Source organism: Mesorhizobium sp. AR10 (assembly GCF_024746795.1).
Lineage (GTDB): Bacteria > Pseudomonadota > Alphaproteobacteria > Rhizobiales > Rhizobiaceae > Mesorhizobium.
In genome coordinates this window covers 1315715-1339035 of record NZ_CP080524.1, presented here as the reverse complement: position 1 = coordinate 1339035, position 23321 = coordinate 1315715, and the positions used below count along the sequence as shown (strand labels likewise).

Annotated in this window: 25 protein-coding genes and 1 tRNA gene; 10 read left to right on the top strand and 16 right to left on the bottom strand. The window is 61.7% G+C overall.

The genetic code is table 11. From position 1 onward, the window contains the following. Positions 1 to 200: 200 nt before the first annotated feature. Positions 201 to 839 carry a LemA family protein gene (locus LHFGNBLO_RS09945; protein ID WP_258609674.1) on the bottom strand — a complete coding sequence of 213 codons (639 nt, stop codon included), beginning with the start codon at positions 837 to 839 and terminating at the stop codon, positions 201 to 203. 162 nt (positions 840 to 1001) lie between these two features. On the opposite strand from LHFGNBLO_RS09945, the gene LHFGNBLO_RS09940 reads away from it, so the two are divergent. From LHFGNBLO_RS09940 to LHFGNBLO_RS09915, 6 genes are all read left to right on the top strand, one after another. Next, positions 1002 to 1253, top strand: coding sequence for a hypothetical protein (locus LHFGNBLO_RS09940; protein ID WP_258606416.1), 252 nt, complete (start codon positions 1002 to 1004; stop codon positions 1251 to 1253). A gap of 7 nt (positions 1254 to 1260) precedes the next feature. Then, complete coding sequence (gene pdxY, locus LHFGNBLO_RS09935; protein WP_258606414.1) at positions 1261 to 2145, top strand: pyridoxal kinase PdxY; 885 nt, start codon at positions 1261 to 1263, stop codon at positions 2143 to 2145. Further along, a complete protein-coding gene (locus LHFGNBLO_RS09930; protein ID WP_258606412.1) occupies positions 2142 to 2915 on the top strand; it encodes a DUF429 domain-containing protein in 774 nt (257 codons plus the stop codon). Before pdxY ends, LHFGNBLO_RS09930 begins: the two co-directional genes overlap by 4 nt. Positions 2916 to 3076: 161 nt before the next feature. Then, positions 3077 to 3721: a carbonic anhydrase gene (locus tag LHFGNBLO_RS09925; protein WP_258606410.1), complete on the top strand. Its 645-nt coding sequence runs from the start codon at positions 3077 to 3079 to the stop codon at positions 3719 to 3721. Positions 3722 to 3732: 11 nt separating this feature from the next. Then, positions 3733 to 4143: a nuclear transport factor 2 family protein gene (locus LHFGNBLO_RS09920; protein WP_258606409.1), complete on the top strand. Its 411-nt coding sequence runs from the start codon at positions 3733 to 3735 to the stop codon at positions 4141 to 4143. Positions 4144 to 4239: 96 nt separating this feature from the next. Further along, positions 4240 to 6294, top strand: a complete 2055-nt coding sequence (locus LHFGNBLO_RS09915; protein ID WP_258606408.1) for a M3 family metallopeptidase — start codon at positions 4240 to 4242, stop codon at positions 6292 to 6294. A gap of 139 nt (positions 6295 to 6433) precedes the next feature. On the opposite strand, the gene LHFGNBLO_RS09910 is transcribed toward LHFGNBLO_RS09915, so the two are convergent. Next, on the bottom strand, positions 6434 to 7930 hold the full coding sequence (locus LHFGNBLO_RS09910) for a M81 family metallopeptidase (protein ID WP_258606406.1): 1497 nt from the start codon (positions 7928 to 7930) through the stop codon (positions 6434 to 6436). A 161-nt stretch (positions 7931 to 8091) separates the two neighbouring features. On the opposite strand from LHFGNBLO_RS09910, the gene LHFGNBLO_RS09905 reads away from it, so the two are divergent. Together LHFGNBLO_RS09905 and LHFGNBLO_RS09900 are read left to right on the top strand one after the other, a co-directional pair. Beyond that, entirely contained in the window at positions 8092 to 8862 is a 771-nt protein-coding gene (locus LHFGNBLO_RS09905; RefSeq protein ID WP_258606405.1) for an SDR family NAD(P)-dependent oxidoreductase, read from the top strand. A 78-nt stretch (positions 8863 to 8940) separates the two neighbouring features. Further along, complete coding sequence (locus LHFGNBLO_RS09900; RefSeq protein ID WP_258606403.1) at positions 8941 to 9822, top strand: MurR/RpiR family transcriptional regulator; 882 nt, start codon at positions 8941 to 8943, stop codon at positions 9820 to 9822. A gap of 196 nt (positions 9823 to 10018) precedes the next feature. Here LHFGNBLO_RS09900 and LHFGNBLO_RS09895 read toward each other — a convergent pair whose 3' ends face one another. Together LHFGNBLO_RS09895 and LHFGNBLO_RS09890 are read right to left on the bottom strand one after the other, a co-directional pair. After that, positions 10019 to 10312: a DUF167 family protein gene (locus LHFGNBLO_RS09895; protein WP_258606401.1), complete on the bottom strand. Its 294-nt coding sequence runs from the start codon at positions 10310 to 10312 to the stop codon at positions 10019 to 10021. 27 nt (positions 10313 to 10339) lie between these two features. Further along, positions 10340 to 10636: a YggT family protein gene (locus LHFGNBLO_RS09890; protein WP_258606399.1), complete on the bottom strand. Its 297-nt coding sequence runs from the start codon at positions 10634 to 10636 to the stop codon at positions 10340 to 10342. Positions 10637 to 10798: 162 nt separating this feature from the next. Here LHFGNBLO_RS09890 and LHFGNBLO_RS09885 point away from each other — a divergent pair. After that, positions 10799 to 10874, top strand: a tRNA-Ala gene (locus tag LHFGNBLO_RS09885). Positions 10875 to 10966: 92 nt separating this feature from the next. Here LHFGNBLO_RS09885 and LHFGNBLO_RS09880 read toward each other — a convergent pair. The 6 genes from LHFGNBLO_RS09880 to LHFGNBLO_RS09855 all read right to left on the bottom strand — a co-directional run bounded on the left by LHFGNBLO_RS09880 (position 10967) and on the right by LHFGNBLO_RS09855 (position 15901). Further along, complete coding sequence (locus LHFGNBLO_RS09880; protein WP_258606397.1) at positions 10967 to 11158, bottom strand: hypothetical protein; 192 nt, start codon at positions 11156 to 11158, stop codon at positions 10967 to 10969. A 682-nt stretch (positions 11159 to 11840) separates the two neighbouring features. Then, on the bottom strand, positions 11841 to 12329 hold the full coding sequence (locus LHFGNBLO_RS09875; protein ID WP_258606395.1) for a hypothetical protein: 489 nt from the start codon (positions 12327 to 12329) through the stop codon (positions 11841 to 11843). Positions 12330 to 12376: 47 nt separating this feature from the next. Beyond that, positions 12377 to 12880 carry a hypothetical protein gene (locus LHFGNBLO_RS09870; RefSeq protein ID WP_258606393.1) on the bottom strand — a complete coding sequence of 168 codons (504 nt, stop codon included), beginning with the start codon at positions 12878 to 12880 and terminating at the stop codon, positions 12377 to 12379. Between the two features lie 406 nt (positions 12881 to 13286). Beyond that, complete coding sequence (locus tag LHFGNBLO_RS09865) at positions 13287 to 13817, bottom strand: hypothetical protein (RefSeq protein WP_258606392.1); 531 nt, start codon at positions 13815 to 13817, stop codon at positions 13287 to 13289. A 348-nt stretch (positions 13818 to 14165) separates the two neighbouring features. Continuing rightward, complete coding sequence (locus LHFGNBLO_RS09860) at positions 14166 to 14798, bottom strand: hypothetical protein (RefSeq protein ID WP_258606390.1); 633 nt, start codon at positions 14796 to 14798, stop codon at positions 14166 to 14168. Between the two features lie 443 nt (positions 14799 to 15241). Then, a complete protein-coding gene (locus LHFGNBLO_RS09855) occupies positions 15242 to 15901 on the bottom strand; it encodes a recombinase family protein (protein ID WP_258606388.1) in 660 nt (219 codons plus the stop codon). Positions 15902 to 16259: 358 nt separating this feature from the next. Here LHFGNBLO_RS09855 and LHFGNBLO_RS09850 point away from each other — a divergent pair, with 358 nt between their 5' ends. Further along, entirely contained in the window at positions 16260 to 17084 is an 825-nt protein-coding gene (locus LHFGNBLO_RS09850) for a hypothetical protein (RefSeq protein ID WP_258606387.1), read from the top strand. Here LHFGNBLO_RS09850 and LHFGNBLO_RS09845 read toward each other — a convergent pair. From LHFGNBLO_RS09845 to LHFGNBLO_RS09820, 6 genes are all read right to left on the bottom strand, one after another. Continuing rightward, positions 17059 to 18462, bottom strand: coding sequence for a tyrosine-type recombinase/integrase (locus tag LHFGNBLO_RS09845; RefSeq protein ID WP_258606386.1), 1404 nt, complete (start codon positions 18460 to 18462; stop codon positions 17059 to 17061). The two genes, LHFGNBLO_RS09850 and LHFGNBLO_RS09845, sit on opposite strands and share 26 nt — an antisense overlap. 212 nt (positions 18463 to 18674) lie before the next feature. Next, a complete protein-coding gene (locus tag LHFGNBLO_RS09840) occupies positions 18675 to 19646 on the bottom strand; it encodes a branched-chain amino acid ABC transporter permease (protein WP_258606379.1) in 972 nt (323 codons plus the stop codon). Between the two features lies 1 nt (position 19647). Further along, positions 19648 to 20535 (bottom strand): branched-chain amino acid ABC transporter permease, encoded by an 888-nt coding sequence (locus LHFGNBLO_RS09835; protein WP_258606377.1) that lies wholly within the window; start codon positions 20533 to 20535, stop codon positions 19648 to 19650. A 7-nt stretch (positions 20536 to 20542) separates the two neighbouring features. Next, positions 20543 to 21253, bottom strand: a complete 711-nt coding sequence (locus tag LHFGNBLO_RS09830) for an ABC transporter ATP-binding protein (RefSeq protein ID WP_258606376.1) — start codon at positions 21251 to 21253, stop codon at positions 20543 to 20545. Then, on the bottom strand, positions 21246 to 22025 hold the full coding sequence (locus tag LHFGNBLO_RS09825; protein WP_258606375.1) for an ABC transporter ATP-binding protein: 780 nt from the start codon (positions 22023 to 22025) through the stop codon (positions 21246 to 21248). Before LHFGNBLO_RS09825 ends, LHFGNBLO_RS09830 begins: the two co-directional genes overlap by 8 nt. Positions 22026 to 22036: 11 nt before the next feature. Continuing rightward, a complete protein-coding gene (locus tag LHFGNBLO_RS09820; protein ID WP_258606373.1) occupies positions 22037 to 23245 on the bottom strand; it encodes an ABC transporter substrate-binding protein in 1209 nt (402 codons plus the stop codon). Positions 23246 to 23321 lie beyond the last annotated feature (76 nt).

Below are 23321 nucleotides of genomic sequence, written 5' to 3'. Positions count from 1 at the left end.
CCCCCTCTGGCCTGCCGGCCATCTCCCCCGCAAGGGGGGAGATCGGCTGTCATCGCTGACGGCGAATCTTCCGCAACGCAGGAGACTAGCAAAAGCGGTAAAGCTGCCAATCTCCCCCCTTGCGGGGGAGATGGCCGGCAGGCCAGAGGGGGGTGGGACGGAGTACAAGGCCCGTAGAGACCAAACTCGCTAGCCGTCCGTCAACCGCCCTGCTTCGTGCCGAAATCGACCTTGGGCGTCTGCAGCTTGTCTTCCTCGATGGTGAAGTTGGCGAATGGCTGGTTGCTGCGGAACCAGAAGGTCGCCCACAGCACCGACGGGAAGGTCCTCAGCGTCAGATTGTAGTCCTTCACCGCCAGGATGTAGTCGCGGCGGGCGACCGCTATACGGTTCTCGGTGCCTTCGAGCTGCGCCTGCAGCGCCAGGAAATTCTGGTTGGCCTTGAGATCGGGATAGTTTTCCACTACCGCCAAAAGCCGCGACAGCGCGCTGGTCAGGCCGGCCTGGCTATCCTGGAATTTCTTGAAGGCTTCGGGGTCGTTCAGCGTTTCCGGCGTGACCGTTATCTGCGTCGCCTTGGCGCGCGCTTCGACCACGGCGTCGAGCGTATCCTTCTCGTGCGCGGCATAACCCTTGACCGTCTCGACCAGGTTGGGAATGAGATCGGCGCGGCGCTGGTACTGGTTCAGCACCTCGCTCCATGCTGCCTTGGCGTTTTCCTCCGCCGTCGGGATGGTGTTGTAGCCGCAGCCGGCAAGCAGCGGCAGCACGAGAGCCATCACCAGGAAGGCAGGCAGGGCGCGAAACAGGGGCGGCGAGGAAAGGCGCTGGGCAAACATGGTGTAGTCCCTCAGTAGAAGTTGCATGCGAAGCATTACCACAATCCGCGCGCAAGAAAATGACCTCCCAAACGGCAGTCGCTGGCGCGCTCTCATCCGCTCGCGAGGCCCTGTAATTGACCGGGCGAACACGCTAAGGTCGTTGCAAAACAGGACATCATCATGGCGGAACGCCCCGACAGCGACGACGAATCGCGCCGCATTATCGAGCGCGTGGCGCATGAATCAGATCCGGGCGGCACGTCGTTCGTCGCGCGGACCGCAAAAGGCGCGCGCGATCACGTCACCGCTGCCGATGCCGATCGCTCCGACCCGATCGAAGTTTGGGGTACCCGCGTTGGCCGGGTGCTGGGGCTCGCTATCGCCCTCGGCCTGTTGATCTGGCTCGTGCTTTTCGTCTCCCGGGGCAGCTAGGACTTCCATGAACACCGAAAAAGCCGACGCGCCGCGCGCGGTCATCGTCATTTCCAGCCATGTCGCCCGTGGCTCGGTCGGCAACCGCGCCGCCGTCTTTGCCCTGGAAACGCTGGGCTTTCCGGTATGGGCGGTGCCGACCGTCACCTTGCCCTGGCATCCGGGCCACGGAAGGGCGACGCGCATCGTACCGCCGCTCGATCAGTTCAAGGCGCTGATGGCCGATCTCGAACGCGCGCCATGGCTGGGTGAAGTCGGCGCCGTGCTGTCGGGCTATCTCGGCGAGGCCGGCCAGGCCGATGCCGTCGCTTCGCTGGTCGGCGCGGTCAAGGCCAAGACGCCGGATGCGATCTATATCTGCGATCCGGTGATGGGCGATTCGGGTGGGCTCTATGTACCTGAAACAACGGCCATCGCCATGCGCGACCGGCTGATGCCGATCGCCAACATCGCCACGCCCAACCGCTACGAGCTGGAATGGATGGCTGGAGCGCCCCTGCCCGACCTGAAATCGGTGATGGCGGCTGCCCTTCATGCCGGGCCGTCGACCATGCTGGTTACCTCGGCGCCGGCGATGATGGCGGGCAGCACCGGCAATCTGCTGCTCGACGGCAGCCAGGCGCTGCTGGCCGAACACCGCCTCATCGACAAGCCGCCCAATGGGCTCGGCGACCTGACGGCAGCCGTCTATCTGGCCCGCATCCTGTCCGGACAGCCGGCGGCCAAGGCGCTGCAGTCGACCACGGCGGCGGTCTACGAGATACTGGCGCGCACGGCCAAGCGTGGCGGCGACGAGTTGCAGCTGGAAACCGACGCGCAGAGCCTGTCGCACCCGATGGCGATGGTGCAGCTTCGCCACCTCCTGCATCCGGGGCGGGACAAGAGGGCGTGACACTTGCCGGGAATGGCGTGCTGGTCGGCGTCGATGGCTGCAAGGCCGGCTGGATCGCCGTCCGCCGCGATCCGGGCGCGGCTCCCTCGGTCGCCGTTTTTCCGAGCTTCGCAGCCTTGCTCGACGCACTGCCGGCCGATGCGACGGTGGCCGTCGACATGCCGATCGGCCTGCCCGATTTTTCGCAGAGAGGTGGGCGTGGGCCGGAGGCGCTGGTACGACCGCTGCTTGGCGGCAGGCAATCCAGCGTCTTTTCCATTCCCTCGCGCGCGGCGCTCTATGCACAAACCGACGACTTCACCACCGTCGAGGCCTGGTATGCAGCCCATCGCCGCGCAAGCGAGGTGGCGAAGGCAACCTCCGACCCGCCGCGCGGCGTTTCGATCCAGGCTTTCGGCATCTTTGCCAAGATCCGCGAAATCGACTCACTTCTGATCGAGCGCCCCGAATTGCGCAGCCGCGTGTTCGAATCGCATCCGGAGGTCGCCTTCTGCCGGCTGAACGGCGATCAGGCCATGTCCTTGCCGAAGAAGGTGAAGGGCGCCGTCAATCCCGCCGGCATGGCGGAACGCAGGGCGCTGCTTGCCCGGCATGGCTACATCAGGAGCTTTCTCGACCAGGCGCCGCCGCGTGGTGCAGCCGCCGACGATTTTCTCGACGCGGCTGCGATGATGCTGATCGCCGGCCGCATCGCCAATGGCGTGGCAAGGCCGTTTCCGAACCCACCGCTCGCCGACCGCTTCGGCATCCCCGTCGCCATCTGGGCGTGAGCAGGAAGCGCCCAATTCGGGTCGAGCCTTGCTGGCTGCATGGCACTTGCGACCCGGTCCTTCGCAATTCGGCATTGCTCGCGGCACCATTTTGCCGTTAGAGCCATTCTAAACTGAAAACGAGCTGCCGCATCCAACCCGGAAAGGCTCCCGCCCCGCCCATGCCTCACCTCCCCGAACACCTGCTCGTCGGCTACCGCAATTTCATGAGCGGCCGCTATCTCACCGAGAGCGGGCGCTACCGCGCGCTTGCCCGTGAGGGACAGGCGCCGGAAACCATGATCGTTGCCTGTTGCGATTCCCGCGCGGCCCCCGAAGCGATCTTCGACGCCGGGCCGGGTGAATTGTTCGTTCTGCGCAATGTCGGCAATCTGGTGCCGCCCTATGCGCCCGACGGCCAGTTCCATTCGACTTCGGCGGCACTCGAATTCGCCGTGCAGAGCCTCAAGGTCAAGAACATAGTGGTGATGGGCCATGGCCGCTGCGGCGGCATCCGCGCTGCACTCGACACCACCTCGGCACCCCTGTCGCCCGGCGACTTCATCGGCAAGTGGATGAGCCTGATCGCGCCGGCGGCCGAAACCGTATCCTCCAGCACCTTGATGACGGCGACCGAGCGCCAGACCGCGCTGGAGCGCATCTCGATCCGCTATTCGCTCGCCAATCTCAGGACCTTTCCCTGTGTCTCCATCCTTGAAGGCAAGGGACGGCTGTCGCTGCACGGCGCCTGGTTCGACATCTCGACCGGCGAGCTCTGGGTGATGAACAAGGACACCGGCGATTTCGAACGGCCGGAGATGGTATAGGAGGCTTGCGCATGGGTTGCCATTCGATCGCTCTCGCCGGGACCGCTTTACTCTTTTCCGTCATGTCCGCCCGCGCCGACGACGGCGCAATCATCGATCGCTGGTATTCGGCGCTGCTGGTCGCCGACCGCACCGAATTGACGGACCTGCTTGCCGACGACGTCCGGATAAAACTCGACGACCTCGGCGTCGTGCAGAGCAAGCAGGAATTCATCGACTCGATCGACGAATGGCAAGGCGCCGTCGCCGGGGCTGCGATCCGGCACCGGATCGAGAAGACCGAGGCCGGCGTCACCACCGTGATCGCCTGTTATGATTTCCCCAACAATGACATGCTGATGCAGGAAACCTTCGCCATCACCGACAACCGCATCACCGCCAGCTCACAAGCGGCGATCGCCGAGAACTGCAACGGCTACTGAAGAAATCCTGGCTGGCCGCGGTGTTGCGCGCAACGGACCAGCGCCCTACATCGGGGACACCCCTCCTCCTTGCCGCCCAATCCGCGAAAGATTCCCATGCCCTCCACCAAAAGCCTCGACCTCGCCGCTCACCCGCTGACCGCCTGGCAAGGACCGCTCGGCCTGCCCGATTTCACCCGCATCGGCGACGGCGATTTTGCACCTGTGTTCGACGCGGCGCTGAAGGCGCATGAGGCCGAGATCGAGGCGATTGCCGGTAGTGCCGAGACGCCGACCATCGACAACACGCTGGCAGCACTCGAGCTTGCCGGCGAGGCGCTCGACCGTGTCTCGTCGATCTTCTGGTGCCGTGCCGGCGCCCACACCAACGAGGCGATCCAGGCGCTGGAGCGCGACATTTCGCCAAAGATGTCCAGGCATTTCTCGGCCATCTCGATGAACGAAAGGCTGTTTGCCCGCATCGACGATCTCTACCAGCGCCGCGAAGCGCTGAAGCTCGATGCCGAGACGCTGCGGGTGCTGGAAAAAACCTGGAAAGGCTTTGTCCGTTCCGGCGCCAAGCTCGACGCCGACGGCAAGAAGCGGCTCGCCAACATCAGCGAGGAGTTGTCCTCGCTTGGCACGAATTTCGGTCAGAACGTGCTCGCCGACGAGCGCGACTGGGCGTTGTTCCTCGACGAGGCCGACCTTGCCGGCCTGCCGGACTTCGTGAAAAGTTCGATGGCCGAAGCCGCCGAAATGCGCGGCCAGAAAGGCCGCTACGCCGTCACCCTGTCGCGCTCGATATACGAACCGTTCTCGACTTTCTCCGAACGCCGCGACCTGCGCGAGATCGCCTTCCGCGCCTTCACCATGCGCGGCCAGAATGGCGGCGCCACCGACAACACATCAGTGGTGCGCGACATGCTGCGCCTGCGCGCCGAGAAAGCAAAACTGCTCGGCTACGAATCCTTCGCCGCCTTGAAGCTCGACGACACCATGGCCAAGACACCGAAGGCGGTGCATGCACTGCTTGATCCGGTCTGGGAAAAGGCCCTGGAGAAGGCGGCCGCCGACCAGACCGAATTGCAACGGCTGGCGCTTGCTGCCGGCAGCAATGAACCATTCGCCGCCTGGGACTGGCGGTTCTATCAGGAGAAGCTGCGCGCCGAGAAATTCGCCTTCGACGAAGCCGAGCTGAAGCCCTATCTGCAGCTCGATCGCGTCATCGACGCCTGCTTCGACGTGGCGACGAAACTGTTCGGCATCACTTTCGAGGAAAAGCAGGGCATTGCCGCCTGGCATCCGGACGCTCGAATCTTCGTGGTGAAGAATGCCGACGGCAGCGAGCGCGGCCTGTTCCTCGCCGACTATTTCGCCCGGCCCTCGAAGCGCTCCGGCGCCTGGATGAGCGCGCTGCAATCCGGCTATCGTCTGGGCCACGGTTCGAAGCCGGTCATCTACAACATCATGAACTTCGCCAAGCCGCCGGTGGGCGAACCCGCCCTTCTGTCGGTCGACGAAGCCAAGACCCTGTTCCATGAGTTCGGCCATGCACTGCACGGCATGCTGACCGACGTCACCTGGCCTTCGGTCGCCGGCACCTCCGTCAGCCGCGATTTCGTCGAATTGCCCTCGCAGCTCTACGAGCACTGGCTGACGGTGCCGGCGGTGCTGGAGAAACACGCGCTGCATGTGAAGACCGGCAAGCCGATGCCGAAAGCGCTGCTCGACAAAATGCTGGCGGCGCGCACTTTTGGGGCCGGCTTCGCCACGGTCGAGTTCACCGCCTCCGCGCTGGTCGACATGGCTTACCATGCACGGCCCAATGGCCCGGAAGAGCCGCTTCGTTTCGAAGCCGAAACGCTCGACACGCTCGACATGCCCGACACCATCGCCATGCGCCATCGTACCCCGCATTTCGGCCATGTGTTTTCCGGTGACGGCTATTCGGCCGGCTATTATTCCTACATGTGGTCGGAAGTGCTCGACGCCGATGCCTTCGCCGCTTTCGAGGAGACCGGCGACCCCTTCAACCCGGCGCTGGCCGAACGGCTGCGCAAGAACATCTATGCCGCCGGTGGATCGAAGGACCCGGAAGAGCTCTACACCGCCTTCCGCGGCAAGATGCCGTCGCCGGAAGCGATGATGGTGAAGCGAGGGCTGGTGTAGCGCCGAATAATCTCCCCCTCGAGGGGGAGATGTGGCCGAAGGCGACAGAGGGGGTCGGCTCGACTGGGCTCGGCCTCCTGTAAAAGTTGGCGCTTCACGCGCAGCGACCCCCTCTGGCCGCTTCGCGGCCATCTCCCCCTCAAGGGGGGAGAATACCAGCGTCACCCTTCCAAGGATCAGCAACCCGCGGCCATATCGGCCGTGTCAGCTTGGTGTAGTTGGTGACTCTCGGATCGCTGGGATAGGAGCTCGGCGCCGAGACATAGATGATCTCGGCGCCGATCGGCGCGAAGCCGGCGTAGAAATGATTGGTCGACTTCACCAAAAGTATGTCCTTGGCCAGCGGATCGACGCCGATATTGGAAAAGATGTCCGGCTCGAAGGTCTGCGTGCGATTGGTGTTGAGGATGATGTCGACCTCGGTGCCTTCGATGCGCACCAGCGCCGTCGGCCCGAGGGTCACGCGGCTGGGTCCAAAGCTCTGCCACCCCTCGGCGACGGCTTTCAGCACCCGCACGCGCGCATCGATCGGTTCGCCCGCCAGGGGCCCGGCCTTGCCGCCGAAGCGCAGATCGATGACGGCGCCCTCGCCCGCCGCATGACAGAAGGTTACGGCGATCGGGTCCCAGATCGTCGCCACGCCGAATTTGCTCAGGCCACGTTCCAGCAGGGCGCGCAGCACCACGGTGCCGTCGCCGGCGACGCCGCCGCCCGGATTGTCCCAGATATCGGCGATGACCACCGGCTTGCCCGGATTTTGCGCGCGCACAGCCAGCGCGCGCTCGATGCCGTCAGCGGCGCTCAGCATCTTCATCGCGGTCTTTTCGCGCATGGCATAGAGCTCGCGTCCCAGCCTCTCCGCCAACGCGTCGCCCTTGGCCTTGTCGTTGTCGGTGACGACCAGGATGCGCGTGCCCACTTCCGCCACGTCAGCGGCCATGAAGCCGTGGATGACGGAGACCGACAACACACCATCCTTGCCGTGCAGCGCCTTGATGCGGTCGACGAAAGAACGCATTGGCTCGCGGCTGGTCGGCAGCACCTGGATCATGCGGCAGTCGAAGGTCGAGATGACAGGCGTGATCTCGCAGCGCGCCGCCGCCAACCCCAGCTCGACGACATGTTCGCCACGCTGGTAGAAATCGGTGTGCGGAAACTCGAGGAAGTAGGCGAGAATGTCAGAAGCCGCCACCCGCTTCGGCGTCAGATGGCTGTGCGGATCGAGTTCCGCGGCGATCACCACCCCCGGGCCGACCATGGCGCGGACGCGCTCGAGCAGGTCGCCTTCGCAATCGTCATAGCCTTGCGCCACCATGGCACCATGCAGGCCGAGGATGACCGCGTCGACCGGCAGCGCCGCCTGCAACTGACCGAGGATTTCGTCGCGCAACGCTTCATAGGTCTGCCGCTGCACAAGGCCGCCCGGCTCGGCCCAGGTGGCGGTGCCCTCGATGACATCAAGCCCTTCTTTTGCTGCGCGCCGGCGCAAGGCGACGATCGGCGAGGAGCAAAGCGTCGGCGTTTCCGGATGTTGGCCCGGCCCGGCATAAAAGGCCATGTCGAACGAGGCCCGGTCGGTCGGCACCGGCGAGAAGGTGTTGGTTTCGGTCGCCAGCGAGGCGGTGAAGATGCGCATGAAAGCTCCGTGGATGGTACCCGCGCCGTTCGGCGATACAAGTTATGTGACTTTCCTACATTATTGATCATTTTATCGTTCACAAGCGGCTTATCATGTTGCTCAATTACATTTCTTAAAATAGCGTTTTGCCGATAATCGAAGCTTGGAGGCAACCCGCTGTGGTTTCGAATGCCGAGTTCGAAGGCAAGACGGTCGTGGTGACGGGCGCCGGCGGCGGTCTCGGTTCGGCCATCGTGGCGCTGATGGCCGAGCGCGGAGCGCGGGTCGTCGGCTGCGACCAGTCGGACGAGGCACTCGCCAGTCCACACCTTGCCTCCCGCCACGTCTTCGACCTTCTCAACCGGGCGTCCATCGAGGCGTCGATCGGCGCGATCCTCGACAGGGACGGCGTGCCGGATATTCTCGTCAACAATGCCGGCTGGACGCGCGCCGAAACGCTATCGGCACTCACCCCCGACAAGATAGAACACGAGCTCAACCTCAACCTAACCGGGGTAATGAATTTCGCCGACCCGCTGGTCAAGGCGATGGCCGCGCGCGGCTCGGGCAGCGTCGTCTTCATCTCCTCGGTCAACGCCATCGCCCATTTCGGCAACCCCGCCTATGCGGCGGCCAAGGCCGGCATCAACGCCTATGCAAAATCGATCGCCGTCGAACTTGGCCGCAGCGGCCTGCGCGCCAATGTCGTCTGCCCCGGTTCGATCCGCACCGCCGCCTGGGACCATCGCCTGGCCAAGGATCCGAAAATCCTCGGCAAGTTGCAGCGGCTGTATCCGCTCGGCCGCATCGTCAACGCCGCCGAGGTCGCCGAGGCCGTGGCCTTCCTTGCATCCGATCGGGCATCGGGCATCACGGGCATGGTGATGCCTGTGGATGCCGGCCTGACCGCCGGCTGCCTGCCATTCATCGACGACATATTGGGGACGTGACCATGACCGACGTCCAGTTTCCCGGCAACATCCATTTGTTCGACAGGGCGACGGGCCTGCCCCTGTGAGGACACCGGTATGAAAACACCGGCCGACATCATCACGCGCCTGCAGCTGATGTCGCAGGACGGAACCAAGTCGGACCGCCGGCTGGCCAGTCTCGTGCTCTCCGATCTCGACTTCGCCTCCAAGGCGGCAATCTCGGAGATTGCCGCGCGCGTCGGCGTCAGCGAGCCGACGGTGACCCGCTTCTGCCGCAATCTCGGCTGTGAGGGCTTGCGCGACTTCAAATTCTACCTGGCGCAGGCCATCGCCATCGGCGCTCAATATCTGTCGCCCGAGCCGATGAGCCGCGACGTCCGCGAGCAGCGCATAGCTTCCGCCATCACCGAAGCGGCGATATCAGCCATTCAGCGCGCCAGCGAAAACCTCGACATGAAGGCCCTGGTCGGCGTCGCCGCGCGCATCGCCACATCAGGCAATGTGCTGTGCATCGGTTCCGGCGGGATTTCATCGATGATGGCGACCGAGATGCAGAACCGGCTATTCCGGTTGGGTCTGTCCGCCCTGGCGCAGGTCGACGGGCAATTGCAGCGCATGTATGCCGCAGTGGCCACCCCCGACACCACGCTGGTCGCCTTTTCGGTGTCCGGCTATGCACGTTCGGTCATCGAAGCCGTGCAGGTCGCCCAGCAATATGGCGCCACCACCGTGGCCATCACCGCTCCGGACTCCGCCCTGTCCAAGGCCGCCGATACGGTGATTCATTTCCAGCCGCTCGAGGATGGCAACATCTACAAGCCGACATCGTCGCGCTACGCCCTGATGGCGATCGTCGACATGATCGCCACCTCGGTTGCCGAAGCGCGCGGAACCAAGGTTCTGGAAAACCTGCGCCGTATCAAGCAGAGCGTGAACACGCTGAAGGTCGACGATCCCCGCTTGCCGCTGGGTGATTGAGGGTCGAATTGGTCGTGTGCGCCAAAGACCCCCTCACCCGGATTGTCAACCGAATTGCAATCGCAATTCGGGGCAATCCGACCTCTCCCCGAGAGGAGAGGAGAACGCCGGCGCCGGCGCCAAACTCTTCTCCCCAGCGGGGAGAAGGTGGCCGCGCAGCGGCCGGATGAGGGGGACACCGTAGACAATCCAGGCGCTAACGGCCTAGCGCCTCGACGCCCTTCGCCAGCGCCGCCGGATCGCCTGATATACGCAATGTCTTCAGCCGGGCGGTGCCACCGGCGATGACTGACACAGTCGATGCCGGCACACCCAATGTCTTGGCGACCAGCTTTTCAAGTGCCTGATTGGCGGCGCCGTTTTCCGGCACGGCGCGCACGCGCGCCTTCAGATGGCTTCGCCCGTCCGCTGAAGTCTCCATGCCTTCCAGCCTGTCCATCGCCGCTTTCGGCGTCAGCCGGACGAACAGGTCGAGACCGTCCGGTCGCATTCTGAAGAAAGCGGCCGAAGCCACCGTTCAAAAGCCGGTGAGAACATTTCTGACGGTGCTGTCGAGGAACCGCTGCAGGAAGAAGATGATCAGCAGCACGATGATCGGCGAGATGTCGATGCCGCCGAGATCCGGCATGAAGCGCCGGATCGGCCGGAACACCGGTTCGGTCAGCCGGTACAGCACATTGCCGATATTGCTGACGAACTGGTTGCGCGCGTTGACGACGTTGAACGCATAAAGCCAGGAAAAGATCGCCGAAGCGATGATGATCCACCAGTAAAGGCTGAGCGCGTAGATCAGCGTATCGATAAGCGCGTTCATTCAAAGCTCCTTTAATTTCGCGACATGTAGCCATTGCGTGCCAAACCGGCAAGGGCAGCCCGTTGCCGCATGTCAAATCGAGAGCGGAGCCACGCGCCATTTCGGCAAGACGCCGCCTTGACAGCAAACCGCCGCGCCCGATAAATGCGCCATCCGCTGGACGGGGCTGTAGCTCAGCTGGGAGAGCGCGTCGTTCGCAATGACGAGGTCAGGAGTTCGATCCTCCTCAGCTCCACCAGCGGAATTTAGAAGGCATATCTCCCAATGAAATCAACTGGATAGCCGAAAGGGGCTCTTTTGTTTGGCCCACGCATTTGGCCCACGTTTCTGCTATGCCGCCTGCGCCGCACCCTTCACATCCTCAACGTACCACTGCAGAACTGTCCAAGGGTCATCCTCTAAATCAACCGCCGCCGCGTAAGCCTGACCTTCCCCGAAGGCTTCGCGGACATCCTCAAGGTGTCGCTTGAGCCAAGCGGCCACGTCAGCTTCGAGGCTGGAGAAATCAATCTTCATGTTCATTGTTAGGCTCTCGTGCCGTGATTGGCGAACGAGGCATACGGCGGCTGACATCACATGACAAACCACTAATATTCATCCCTCGAAAGGGACGATCACAACAGCGGAAGGGGACCACGCCAGAGCCGCTAAGGTCGCCCCCTCAGATAGTCTCGGGGAAACCTCAGCGCCACTCAGCGCAGCCTCTACGGGGCGGGCTCAACGAACCTGACAGGCAACGCTGCGGCGATCTCCTCAGCCATCCCCGGCAGCAGCCGTTCAAGGCCCTGACGGGTCCGACAATAGGACTGAGGTCGCCATGAGGGCTGGCCGCTGCGTGTCCCCGATCTGTACTGAATGACCCACTGGATTTGGTTTCGGCACTCGATGATCCGGGTCGCCTTGGCCTCGCTGAAGTCCCATCTGAGGACAACGCGGGAATAGTTGTCTGCTTCCTCGCAGGCCGGGTTAAGGGCTCGCGGGGTTCTGCTTCTGCTCACTGTCTGAATTGCCTTCCTGTTGATGGTTTCCGGGGTCGCCGGGGCTGCGCTGAACGCGGTGAAGCAATCCGGGTGCACAATGTGCCTCCAGACAAAAGCGCCGCTGTGCGCAGGGTGTTAGGGGAAGAGGCCCGAAGGGGGCTTTGAGCTTGGGGCAATGGTTCACCGGGATGGCGACCTGACCCCCTTCGGGAATGGTGGTGCTGCTATATGCCTAGGTCGAGACGCATCTTAGACACCTCGACGCAGTGCTGGTGGAAGATCGAGAAATCACCCTTCAACGCAGCCTTGCGGAACGTCGGGAGGTCCTGCTCGTCAACGTGATCCATCCATGTGGCATGGTCGATCCCGTATTGGCTGAACACATCTCGATTGAGCGTTGCAATGAAGCCAGCCTCGACAACCATAGCCTGCGCCTCAGTGATCCCGAACTCCTCCCCGACAGGGATTTCTCCAAGGTCGACGAAAGCATCTGCAAGGAACTTCTGCTGGTCCTCGGTGTGGGTCTCCCGAAGGTTATCGAGGGTTTCGTTGGTCTTTGATTGAAGCTCCTCCACGTCCATGGCCTTCAGCTCGGCGTCAAGGGCTTCGAGGTCAGCGGCTTCGGGGTCCGCGATGGTGTCTTGGTCTTTGATCTCGTAGTCTTCCGGGTTCAGGTTATCGAGGTCAATTTCGTCATCACCCCAATCCGACACCTCCGAAGGGATTTCTCCCTCCGAAGGCTGTTCAAGGTCGGACTGGGTTACCGAAAACGGTAGCCGTATGGTCTCAGGGCTTCGTCAAGTCCTGCACCGTAGTCGTTGGCGCTAATCTCGCCGCGCTCGTACATCTCACGGGCCTGTTTGGGGCCTAGCTGGATGCCACCAACCGTCACCGGGATGGTGTCGACAAGAGCCCTAGGCGGCACTGCAAATGCACTGCTGTCACTCTCAGGGGCCGGTGCGTTCAACTGCTCCACCTTGGTCACCCCGTTGCTGATCGAGACCCGCTGGCTGAGGGTTCCGCGCTGCTGCTGCTGATACCAAGCATTACCCGCAAGGGAGACCTCAGTTGCCGCTGCGACCTGTGCCCGCAACTTCGCCGCCTTCTCATCGTGAGCGGCCTTGGCTGAGGCGTGTTGAGCCCGCTCGACGAACTCACTCCGCTGCTCTGGGGTCATGTTGGCGAATGCCTGCTCGGTGGCTGACATCTGCTTATCGCTGTCTCTGCCGCTCATCTGGTCGTCGCTGTATCTATCGTTAGACATGGTTAGTTCCTTCAATGGTGATGGTCCCCGCAGCGGACTGCTGCAAGGTTCTGTCGTGTCGGTCTTGGTGATGGTGCTGAGGGGCCTCAGCGGCGCGGCTGGAGCCCGTAGCTGTGGATTGGTAGTGCTGGGATGTCCTCCACGGCTGGAAGCGTTTCGGCAGGGCTTAGGGTGGCCGTGCGGGGCCGCATATATAGCTCGGCCATTCGCCGCATCACGTTCCCGCCTTCAAGCTCGCGGTAGCCGTAGACGGCGTAGCATCGCCCAGCGACGATTAGGGCGTCAGGGATGCCGGACAGGCGGTCAAGCTCGGATGGCTGCCCCTCTTCCATGCTGCCCAGCGCTCCGATGATAGCGAGGGCCTGATCTCGGGTCGGCCAATCTGCAAGGGCAGGAAGGAACTGGCTCACTGGCCTTCCCTGTGGTGCTGGAGCCACGGCGTCTTGGCGTGAGCCTTGGCGGTCCCGAAGCGGAAGAGATGATCGAGGTGCTGCTCACCATCATCGTACCGACCAAAGTCCCGGTCGGCATCCCACCTCGGGCCAATCCAAGCCAGCGCCTTGCGGCTTAGGTCGAACTGGTCACGCTTGGCCTGCGCCAGCCGCTTCCACGCGAACCGGCCATAGTGAACAGTGACCCCCTGCTCACGCCGCTTCTCACGTCGATCTGCAGCCGCCTTGATTGAGTGGGTGCGAGCCTGCTTAGTCCGAAATGAGAGCTTGGTATCGGGGACGTTGCGGTAGCCGGGGGCATTGATGAGGTGCTGCTTCCAGTTGGTCCGGTCGCCTTGGGATGCCCTGAGGGCCGACTTGGCCTGCCGCCTGGCTGTGGCTGTGGCCATGGCAAGGGCGCTGATGTCGTCGTCATGGACATCAGGTGGGGTTTCTCGCTCATGCAGGAAAACAGCCCTGTCGAACGGTCGTGCATCTTCGGTCATGTCATGCAGTTTCCTCTCGGGATTGTTGTTCGGTTGTCGCTTGGAAAAGGGGAGGCTGGCAGGGTCATTTTCAGCCGATGTAACGTCATGTGTAATAGGTACCTTGTAACGACACTTAAGGTTCACCCTGAGGGTTCACCCTGAGCTGGAGACATCTGACTGAGACCACCAGAAGAAAGAGGCGGAAGCCTCCCCCCCTAACATCCCACCTTCAGGTTCACTTCTGGCCATCGCTCTAAGGTGTCAGACCACGGAGCTGAGGTGTTCATCAGAAGGTAGCCTGAAGGCTGAGACATCAGAGGGAGGGACTTCCGTCCGCTCCTGTGTCTGATCAACCTGTTCGGTCGACTATATCGGGCTCATACGACACCTTGAGGTGACCCTTAAGTGTGACCCTGAGCCGAGGGCTTTGCTGATCTGGTCAGTTCGATTGCCGACATAGTGAGAGACCATCCGAGTGGACGCTCCCGTGATCCTGCTCATGTCAGCCTGAGCGACATTCGGGAAATGGTCGAGAAGCCATCTGACCTGTCCCTCAGGGTCTAACTTGTGTCGGCGACCGACCATGAACTCGCGAAGCGCCACCTGAGCAGCAACCGCCACCGGACTGGACGTGATGTCAGTCTTGATCGTCCGAACAGCATCTGCCCATCGCTGGTCGATCCATGCCTGCCCTTTGGGCGATATGACATCGAACGGACGGCCGACGATTGAGAAGATGCGTTTCCCCAGACCTGACCTGACTGACTTGGTGGTCAGCCGTCGACGAGTGGTCAGCTTCCTCTCAGCGAATGAGGCATGCTTGGGGGTGTGGTCTTCGGTCTCATTCTGAAGAATGCCCATACGAGACAGGACATCACGGACCTGATTGCGACCGACGCCCTTAGTCTCGCCGTACTCTGTGATGGTGATCCACGAGCCTATCGGTGCCTGGACGACTTCACCTGTGGTGCTGTCGATGGCTTCTGAGGTGTATTCCAAGGAGTCCTTTCTGGGGTTGGTGCCTGTTGGCTGTCGCTTCCGCAAAACATCCCCTCAGGCTGCCTTGCGGTGCCGTTGGGGTCGACTTGGGGTGCGGTGAAGGGCTGGTGCGGCTGTCGCCACGAAACACATAGAGGAGCAGACGAGCGCGAGGGCATTTCGGCTTCGTAGTGCTGGTGGTCACCCTATGGGATTGCGGGCCGTTTCGGCTTCGTGGAGCTAGTGGAGGCCCTATGGGATCGATGCCCCATTTCTGCTCCGTAGTGCTGGTGGTGTCCCTATTGGATTTCGGGCCATTCCGGCTTCGTAGTCCTACGGTTGTCCCTATTCGGCTTCTCAGGGCTACTGTTCACCTTATTCGGCTTCGTAGTGCTACTGGTCCCCCAATTCGGCTCGGTAGTGCTAGTGTGGCCCCTATTGGCTTCGCAGTGCTACTGTGCAACCTAACCGGCTGCACCCCGATCCAAAGTCCGCTTAACCTGCATGGCCGTCCAAGCACCGCCTCGGGGCGTCTTCACTCCCGCATCGTGTAGCGCCGCTGCGATGTCCCTCAGCGTCTTGCCAGCGTCCCTCAGCGGCTTCACCACATCCATCACCCGCCGCGCATCGGCATCCGCAGTCGCCTTCAAGGACGCTATCCGCCCGTCCAGCGACCCCGCCCTGTAACCCCCGAGCTTGACGCCCCGCGCCTTCGCCGAAGCCAGTGCTGCCTTCGTCCGCTCTGATATGAACGTCCGTTCCTGCTCTGCCAACGCCGCATATATGTGGAGCTGGAAGGGGTCGGCGTTCGGCATAGTCGCAACTCGTATAGCTGCCCGCTTCATGGCCCCCGCGATGAACTCGACATCCCGGCTCAATCTGTCCAGTTTGGAAACTAGAACCTCAGCCCCCATCCGCTTCGCCAGCGCCAAGGCCTTCGCCAACTCAGGCCGGCCGTCTACCTTCCCTGACATGACGTCGATGAACTCCCCGACAATTTCCCACGGCACATCCGAGAAGCTGTTCAGGAAGATGTCGATGTCACGCCGCTGCGCGTCGAGCCCAAGGCCGCTCTTGCCCTGCTCTGCGGTGCTAACTCGGGTGTAGATGACGTAGCGCTTCATGGCCGTTCCTCTTGTATGGGACGACCTCTATCCAGCCTTGTATCACAAGTCAATGGACGTTGCGCTTGATACAGACGATGCGCGCGCCCCTTCAGCCTCAGCATGGGTGAAGCCTCAGCCGCAGCACTGCATGCGACTGGGCGCAGCCTCCACGGGGCAAAGCGGTGCCGTCCAGAAGCCCTGAGGCTGGCCTGTGGTGGAACGGAAGGGGGCACGGGGGTAATCCCGCGCTGCCCTATATCTGATCGGTCGCTCGTTAATTTGTGCCAAAACATCGTGAATGGGTGGGGAAGAGTTATGCATACTGTGGAGGCCATGCCTCGGGTCTGATAGATGTTTCCCGGTAGAGGAGAATTGAATGGGCGACGCTCTCGATCCGGGTGGGATTTACCGCCTTAACTATCAGCGTTCCACCGTGCCATTGGATGACAGCATCACTGCACGTCGGCGGCTTCTTAGCTTATTCATGAGGTCAACAAACGAAACCGACCGCTCAAATTTTGTTGGATTAGCGAAGCTAAGGATGGGTGTAGACTATCCGGGTGGCGACTGGGGTAGCAACCATAAAGCCTTCTGGGAGCGTGAAGCGGTTGGTGTTGTTTTGAGTGCCATAACGATATGGTATCGCGTTGAAGATGATGCTCGGTTGAAGCAGAGGATCGTCAAGGAAGTCCAAGCGATATTCGATGAGGAACACCTTAACTACAGAATGGCCCCTGAGGGCGGCATACATCCCCGGGTGGACGACCTATTCGAGCAAGATAGATCGACAACAATTGCTGGCCTTGAAGACCCCCGCTTCGTTGCGGCGCGGGTAGCTCTCCAGAAGGCGTTTGCGCACCTGAAAACCAATCACCCAAGCGGCAAGGGCCTCATTCGGGAAGTCTTCGAGGCGACGGAAAGCACCTATCTGGTTGTCATCGCAAATCCCAAAGTGAACAACCTTAATGAGAGGTCCATCGAGAACGACCTGAAGCCAAAGCTGTTGGCTCGCTACGCTTCATACACGGATGCCGGGGATAAGGTCGAACGACTGCTTACTCAGTTCAAGCATTGGACCAAGACCGCTCACCCCTTCCGACATGGCACGGCCGAGGAACAGGAGCATGAGGCCCCCATCGATATTGCGGTCCTCATGACGAGCGAGGGGATGGCATTCATTCGCTACTTGGCTGCGCTTTAGCGGTCTGCTTAGGCAACTTCACGGCCTCGACACAGGCCCTGTTCTGCGCCTCTGACGCACCCTGCGTATACGTCCCGAAGGTTATGTCCTTCTCGCCGGGCACATGCCCTACGATGTCCTTGATCGTTTCCTTAGCGTGGCCAGCGTGTCGCGCCTGGGTGATGAACCAGCGCCGTGCCGAATGGAAGTTCACCGCGCTCCTGCGCTTCCCGTCACGCACGTCATCAACCTTCAAGGCCTTGCGGTAACGATTGAAGCGTTTCCCGAAGGTGTCGCCGGGGTCGCGCTCGCCCGCCAGTTCATGGAAGAGCCAGTCTTTCGGCTTCTTGGCCTTGGTCCGCCGCTCCACGATCTTCTTTAGGTCGGGATGTATTGGCACCTTACGGGCCGCGCTCCGGGTCTTGCCCTGTTGGATGTCGAACACCTCGTCATGGACCTCTTCAACCCACAGCGTCACCACCTCCGCAAGCCGCATCCCCGAGAGGCATGAGATGCGCAAGGCGTCCTCGATCTGCTGCCGGAACTCGGCCCCCACCTCTTGCGGATAGTCGCCATAGAGGAGCGTCTTCAGCTCCTCCTCAGCAAACGCCCGCTCCCCGCTGTTCCTGTCGCCGCGCTCCACCCGCCGCTTGTTATCGGGAAGCGTCTGCCCCAGCCACGGACTATCGACCGCCTTGCCGTCCATGACCTTGCCTTGAACGTGGCCGCGCAGGGTAAGGTAATCCCAATAGCCGCGCAGCGCAGTCATGTGCTTCTTCGCGGTCCTGCGGTCCATCGGCTCAATGTTCGCAGTGACATACCGACCCACAGCCCTGCGGTTGATGTCGGGCAACTTCAGAGCCTCTTGGTCGCACCACCGTGCAAACCTCCTCACCAGTCCACGCCGCTCGTTCGTGGTCTTGTCTGCAAGCCCAATCGCCTTCAGGTACGCTTCAAGATGCTCGTCAACGGGCACCTTGCCGGTAAAGGCGTCCTCAAACTCTTTCCGCTCGTTCCCGCGAAGTCGCTCAGTCTCTTCCTCCACAACGCTCACGGCGATGTCCAGCGGGCTCCAACCAAACTCATTCCGGGCGTCGTCATCGGCGACCCGGAGGTCGGTCAATGTTTCCCGCCAGACGGTGCCATGTTCCCGTGCAGACAGCGTGGCAGGGCTGATCACCTTGCCCGCTGCGATGTCCCTGAACAGGCTTCGGGTGTCACGCTCGACTTGGTCCCGGCGCTCCATTGCCACGCGCATGTCGCTGGTCTGGAGGTTCTCCCGGTGATGGGTTCTACCGTCGAAGTGGCTGCGCATGGCGACGGGAACCCCGATCTTGAACCACCATATCCGGCGCTTCAACTCGAGATGGCGTCTCGCACTATTTCGTTGTTTCGGCATAACAGACCCCAGGTTTGGCCCACGCATTTGGCCCACGTTCTTGGTGTCTATGCCATTGATCTACAAGGATTTCAACAGCATAAGTGTCACAGGCGTCGATCCTCCTCAGCTCCACCAGTGGATTTTCCAAACCTCGCCCACTTGCGCAAGAAAGCGTGAATTGCGCGGATTACGCGTTTTGACCGGTCCCATTCGTGGATAGCGGCCTTCAGTCAGTCCTTCGCCGCCCGGTTGAGAACTCGCGCATACAGTTCGCCGACAATGCCGCGCCGGAAAACCAGCACGCACACCATGAAGATCAGGCCGGTGGCGATGGTCACCGGAAAACCAGAGGTGGCAAGCGTGTTTTCCAGTCCGACGACCAGGCTCGCGCCGATGATCGGCCCGACCATGGTGCCGATACCACCGAGAAGCGTCATGAGGATCACCGCCCCCGACATCTGCCAGGTGACGTCGGTGAGCGTCGCAAACTGGAAAACGATCGCCTTGAGCGCGCCCGCCAGCCCGGCCAATGTCGCCGACATGACGAAAGCCGCGAGCTTGTAGTTGGCGACGGAATAGCCGAGCGAAATGGCGCGGTTCTCGTTTTCCCGGATCGAGCGCAGGATCATGCCGAAGGGTGAGTTGATGATGCGCCAGATGACCAACACGCCGATCAGGAATACCGCCAGCACGAAATAATACATATTCATCGAGACGTTGAGGTCGAGGAAGCCAAGAAGGATACCCCGTGGCACGCCCTGAATGCCGTCCTCGCCTTCGGTGAAGGGCGCCTGTACGCAGAAAAAGAAAAACATCTGCGATAGCGCCAGCGTGATCATCGCGAAATAGATGCCTTGTCGGCGAATGGCGAAGAAACCCATGACAAGGCCGAGCAGCGCCGCACCTACCACGCCGAGCAGAATGCCCGCTTCCGGTGGCCAGCCCCAGACTTTGAGGGCATGCGCGGTGAAGTAGGCGGCGCCGCCGAAGAAGGTGGCGTGGCCAAAGGACAAAAGCCCGGTGTAGCCGAGCAGAAGATTGAACGCGCAGGCAAACAGCGCGAAACAAAGCATTTTCATGAGGAAAATCGGATAAACGAAGAAAGGTGCCACCAGCAGCGCCAGGATGCCGAGCGCCACCAGCGTCCACTCAAGCCATGCCGAGTTTCTGGCGCGCGTCTCGCGAAGTGTCAGTTCGGCCATGTCAGGCGTCCCTTCCGAACAGGCCGGCCGGCCGGACTAGAAGCACGATCGCCATGATGACAAAGACCACAAGGTTGGAGGCTTCGGGATAGAAGACCTTGGTCAGGCCTTCGGCAAGGCCAAGCATGTAGCCGGTGACGATCGCACCGAGAATAGATCCCATGCCGCCAACCACGACCACCGCGAAGACGACGATGATGAGATCCGATCCCATGAGCGGGCTCACCTGATAGATTGGCGCGGCCAGAATTCCGGCAAGACCGGCAAGAGCAGAGCCGAGGCCGTAGGTAAGGGTCAGCAGCAACGGCACGTTGACGCCGAAAGCCTGGACGAGACGGGGATTCTCGGTTGCCGCGCGCAGATAGGAACCCAGCCTGGTCTTCTCGATCAACCCCCAGGTCCCGAAGCAGACGATCAGCGAAGCGACCACCACCCAGCCGCGATAGTTGGGCAGAAACATGAAGCCGAGATTGGTCCCTCCGGAAAGCAGCGGCGGCACGGAATAAGGATTTCCCGACACGCCGTAGGAGTAGCGGAATATGCCTTCGAGCACGAGCGCGAGACCGAAAGTGAAGAGCAGGCCGTAAAGTGGATCGAGATCGTACAATCGCGACAGCGCCAGGCGCTCGACGACGACCCCGAAGACGCCGACGATCAGCGGCGAGAGGACCAGGGCGGGCCAGTAGCCGATGCCGAGATGCGTGAGAAGCAGATAACCTACAAAAGCGCCGAACATATACTGGGCGCCATGGGCGAAATTGATGACGCGCAGCAGACCGAATATGACAGCCAGACCCAGGCTCAACATGGCGTAGAAAGAGCCGTTGATCAGGCCGACCAGCAACTGGCCGAGCAAAGCCTGAACGGGGATTCCGAAGATCATCGTCATGGCGCCATCAGACTCCCAGAACTTCGTGGAGCTGCGCCATACGCCCCGACAGCTCGCCGACCGGAAACCCGGCCATGACCTTGCCGTGCTCCATCAGGTAGAATCGATCGGCGACACGGCTGGCGAAGCGGAAGTTCTGTTCGACCAGCAGGATCGTCATGCCGCGCTTCTTCAACGTTGCCAGCAACTCGCCGATACGCTGCACGATGACGGGAGCCAGACCTTCCGTCGGCTCGTCGAGAAGCAGCATTTTCACTCCGGTTCTCAGCATGCGCGCGATCGCCAGCATCTGCTGTTCGCCACCCGACAGCCTTGTGCCGGGACTGTTGCGTCGTTCCTTCAAATTGGGGAAGAGAGCGAATATTTCCTCGACGCTCATGCCGCCCTCGGCAACGATCGGCGGCAGGATCAAATTCTCGTCGACAGTCAGCGTCGCGAAGATACCGCGTTCCTCCGGCACGAAGCCGATGCCTTGATGTGCCGTACGGTGCAGCGGCAGGCGCATCAGGTCCTTGCCGTCGAACGTGACCTGGCCGGTACGCTTGCGGATCAGGCCCATAATGGCGCGCAGCGTCGTGGTCTTGCCAACGCCGTTGCGGCCCAGCAGCGTGACCGTCTCGCCGCGAAACACCTCCAGATCAACGCCGTGAAGAGCATGGCTCTCGCCATACCAGGCGTTGAGGCCGCGGACTGCAAGGAGAGGCGCGGCGCTAGTCATCGGCAGTGCCCATATAGGCGATCCTCACGCGTTCGTCGCGGCTGACCGTGGCGTAATCGCCGGCTGCAAGGACTTCACCGCGCTGCATGACGGTTATCCAGTCGCAAAGATCGGCCACCACCGTCAGATTGTGCTCGACCATCAGCACGGCGCGATCCTTCGCGACCGAGCGGATGAGGTCGGAAACCGTGCCCACATCCTCATGCCCCATGCCTGCCATCGGCTCGTCCAGCAGCAGCACTTTCGGATCGAGCGCGAGCGTCGTGGCGATCTCGAGCACGCGTTTCCTGCCATAGGAAAGATCGCCAGCGAGCCTGTTCCTGGCGTCGTCGAGACCGACCGAGCGCAGCAGTTCCTCGGCGCGCGGCGTCAGTCGATCGAGCGCCGCCAGGGAGCGCCAGAACTGAACGGCAAGTCCGCCCGGCCGCTGCAGCGCGACGCGCACATTGTCGAGCACGCTGAGATGCGGAAAAATCGCTGATATCTGGAACGAGCGCACGAGGCCCATCCGCGCAACCTTGGCCGGCGACGTCCGAGTGATATCGTGGCCAAGCAGTTCGATCCGTCCGCTGGTCGGCGCCAGGAACTTGGTGAGCAGATTGAAAACGGTCGTCTTGCCGGCGCCGTTGGGTCCGATCAGCGCATGAATGTTGCCGTGGTGGACGTCGAGATCGACGTTGTTGACGGCGACGAAGCCGGCGAAGTCGCGCCGTAGACCGCGGGCGGAAAGCACCACCCGCGGGTTGTTCCCGTTCAGGTCAGGCGGCGCCATGGCCGCGCCAATCATTGGCCGGCCGTTGGACAGCCGCTTTCCTTTTCGCTCAGGAATGCCTCTTTGCCGGGAATGGTGGCAAGATACTTGTAGTAGTCCCACTCCTTGCTGCTCTCGCTGGGCGACTTGACCTGATAAAGGTACATGTCGTGGACCATGTTGCCATCGGACTGCACTTTGCCGTTGTCCGTAAAAACATCGTTTACCGGCATCGAATGCAGTTCCTTGGCGACGGCTTCCGTCTCGTCGGTGCCGGCCTTGTCGATCGCCTTCAGGTACTGCGTCACAGCCGAATAGGTTGCTGCCTGAATCATGTTCGGCATACGGTTGGTGCGCTTGAAAAACCGCTGCGCAAATTCGCGGCTCTTGTCATCGCGATCCCAGTAGAAGCCCTCGGTCAGCACGACGCCCTGTGCCGCCTGAAGGCCGAGCCCATGCACCTCGGCCAGCGTGAAGAGAAGCGCGGCAAGGCGCTGACCGCCCTGCACGATGCCGAACTCAGCTGCCTGCTTGATGGAGTTGGAGGTGTCGAGGCCCGCATTCGCCAGCCCGATGACCTTGGCGCCCGACGATTGCGCCTGCAGGAGGAAGGATGAATAATCGGTCGACCCGAGCGGATAGCGCACTTCGCCCAATACTTTGCCACCATGACCCTCGACGAACTTGGCGGTCTGCTCCTTGAGCGAATAACCGAATGCATAGTCGACGGTGACGAAGAACCAGCTGTCACCACCCTGCTGCACGAGAGAACCGCCGGTTCCCACAGCTTGCGAATGCGTGTCATAGGCCCAGTGGAAGCCGTAGGGAGAGCATTGCTTGCCGGTGAGCTCCGTAGTCGCTGCGCCGGTAACGATATCGATCTTCTTCTTTTCCTTGGAAATGCCCTGGACGGCGAGCGCCACCGACGAGGTGGTCAGTTCCATAATGGAATCGACCTGTTCGGTATCATACCACTGCCGCGCGATGTTGGAGGCGATATCCGGCTTGTTCTGGTGGTCGGCGCTGATGACCTCGATGGGCGCTCCCTGCACCTTGCCGCCGAAATCCTCGACAGCCATCTTGGCTGCCTCGACCGACCACTTTCCGCCGAAATCAGCATAAACGCCCGATTGGTCATTGAGGATGCCGATCTTCACCTTGCCGTCGGAAATTTCGGCGGCGGCGGCGGGAATAGTGGCCGCTACAAAAAGCGCGGCCGAAACCAAATAGGATACCTTCACTGTTCACTTCCTCCGTTGTGGTGAGCCACCTGGCGAAATGTCGACGGCTGTCTGTGCAGGTTCGAAGAACAGCTTC

Coding starts and splice junctions, on each gene's coding strand:
- LHFGNBLO_RS09945 (WP_258609674.1), bottom strand. CDS start 839: ATGTTTGCCCAGCGCCTTTCCTCGCCGCCCCTGTTTCGCGCCCTGCCT.
- LHFGNBLO_RS09940 (WP_258606416.1), top strand. CDS start 1,002: ATGGCGGAACGCCCCGACAGCGACGACGAATCGCGCCGCATTATCGAG.
- pdxY (WP_258606414.1), top strand. CDS start 1,261: ATGAACACCGAAAAAGCCGACGCGCCGCGCGCGGTCATCGTCATTTCC.
- LHFGNBLO_RS09925 (WP_258606410.1), top strand. CDS start 3,077: ATGCCTCACCTCCCCGAACACCTGCTCGTCGGCTACCGCAATTTCATG.
- LHFGNBLO_RS09920 (WP_258606409.1), top strand. CDS start 3,733: ATGGGTTGCCATTCGATCGCTCTCGCCGGGACCGCTTTACTCTTTTCC.
- LHFGNBLO_RS09915 (WP_258606408.1), top strand. CDS start 4,240: ATGCCCTCCACCAAAAGCCTCGACCTCGCCGCTCACCCGCTGACCGCC.
- LHFGNBLO_RS09910 (WP_258606406.1), bottom strand. CDS start 7,930: ATGCGCATCTTCACCGCCTCGCTGGCGACCGAAACCAACACCTTCTCG.
- LHFGNBLO_RS09900 (WP_258606403.1), top strand. CDS start 8,941: ATGAAAACACCGGCCGACATCATCACGCGCCTGCAGCTGATGTCGCAG.
- LHFGNBLO_RS09895 (WP_258606401.1), bottom strand. CDS start 10,312: ATGCGACCGGACGGTCTCGACCTGTTCGTCCGGCTGACGCCGAAAGCG.
- LHFGNBLO_RS09890 (WP_258606399.1), bottom strand. CDS start 10,636: ATGAACGCGCTTATCGATACGCTGATCTACGCGCTCAGCCTTTACTGG.
- LHFGNBLO_RS09880 (WP_258606397.1), bottom strand. CDS start 11,158: ATGAACATGAAGATTGATTTCTCCAGCCTCGAAGCTGACGTGGCCGCT.
- LHFGNBLO_RS09870 (WP_258606393.1), bottom strand. CDS start 12,880: ATGTCTAACGATAGATACAGCGACGACCAGATGAGCGGCAGAGACAGC.
- LHFGNBLO_RS09865 (WP_258606392.1), bottom strand. CDS start 13,817: ATGACCGAAGATGCACGACCGTTCGACAGGGCTGTTTTCCTGCATGAG.
- LHFGNBLO_RS09855 (WP_258606388.1), bottom strand. CDS start 15,901: ATGAAGCGCTACGTCATCTACACCCGAGTTAGCACCGCAGAGCAGGGC.
- LHFGNBLO_RS09850 (WP_258606387.1), top strand. CDS start 16,260: ATGGGCGACGCTCTCGATCCGGGTGGGATTTACCGCCTTAACTATCAG.
- LHFGNBLO_RS09845 (WP_258606386.1), bottom strand. CDS start 18,462: ATGCCGAAACAACGAAATAGTGCGAGACGCCATCTCGAGTTGAAGCGC.
- LHFGNBLO_RS09840 (WP_258606379.1), bottom strand. CDS start 19,646: ATGGCCGAACTGACACTTCGCGAGACGCGCGCCAGAAACTCGGCATGG.
- LHFGNBLO_RS09835 (WP_258606377.1), bottom strand. CDS start 20,535: ATGACGATGATCTTCGGAATCCCCGTTCAGGCTTTGCTCGGCCAGTTG.
- LHFGNBLO_RS09830 (WP_258606376.1), bottom strand. CDS start 21,253: ATGACTAGCGCCGCGCCTCTCCTTGCAGTCCGCGGCCTCAACGCCTGG.
- LHFGNBLO_RS09825 (WP_258606375.1), bottom strand. CDS start 22,025: ATGGCGCCGCCTGACCTGAACGGGAACAACCCGCGGGTGGTGCTTTCC.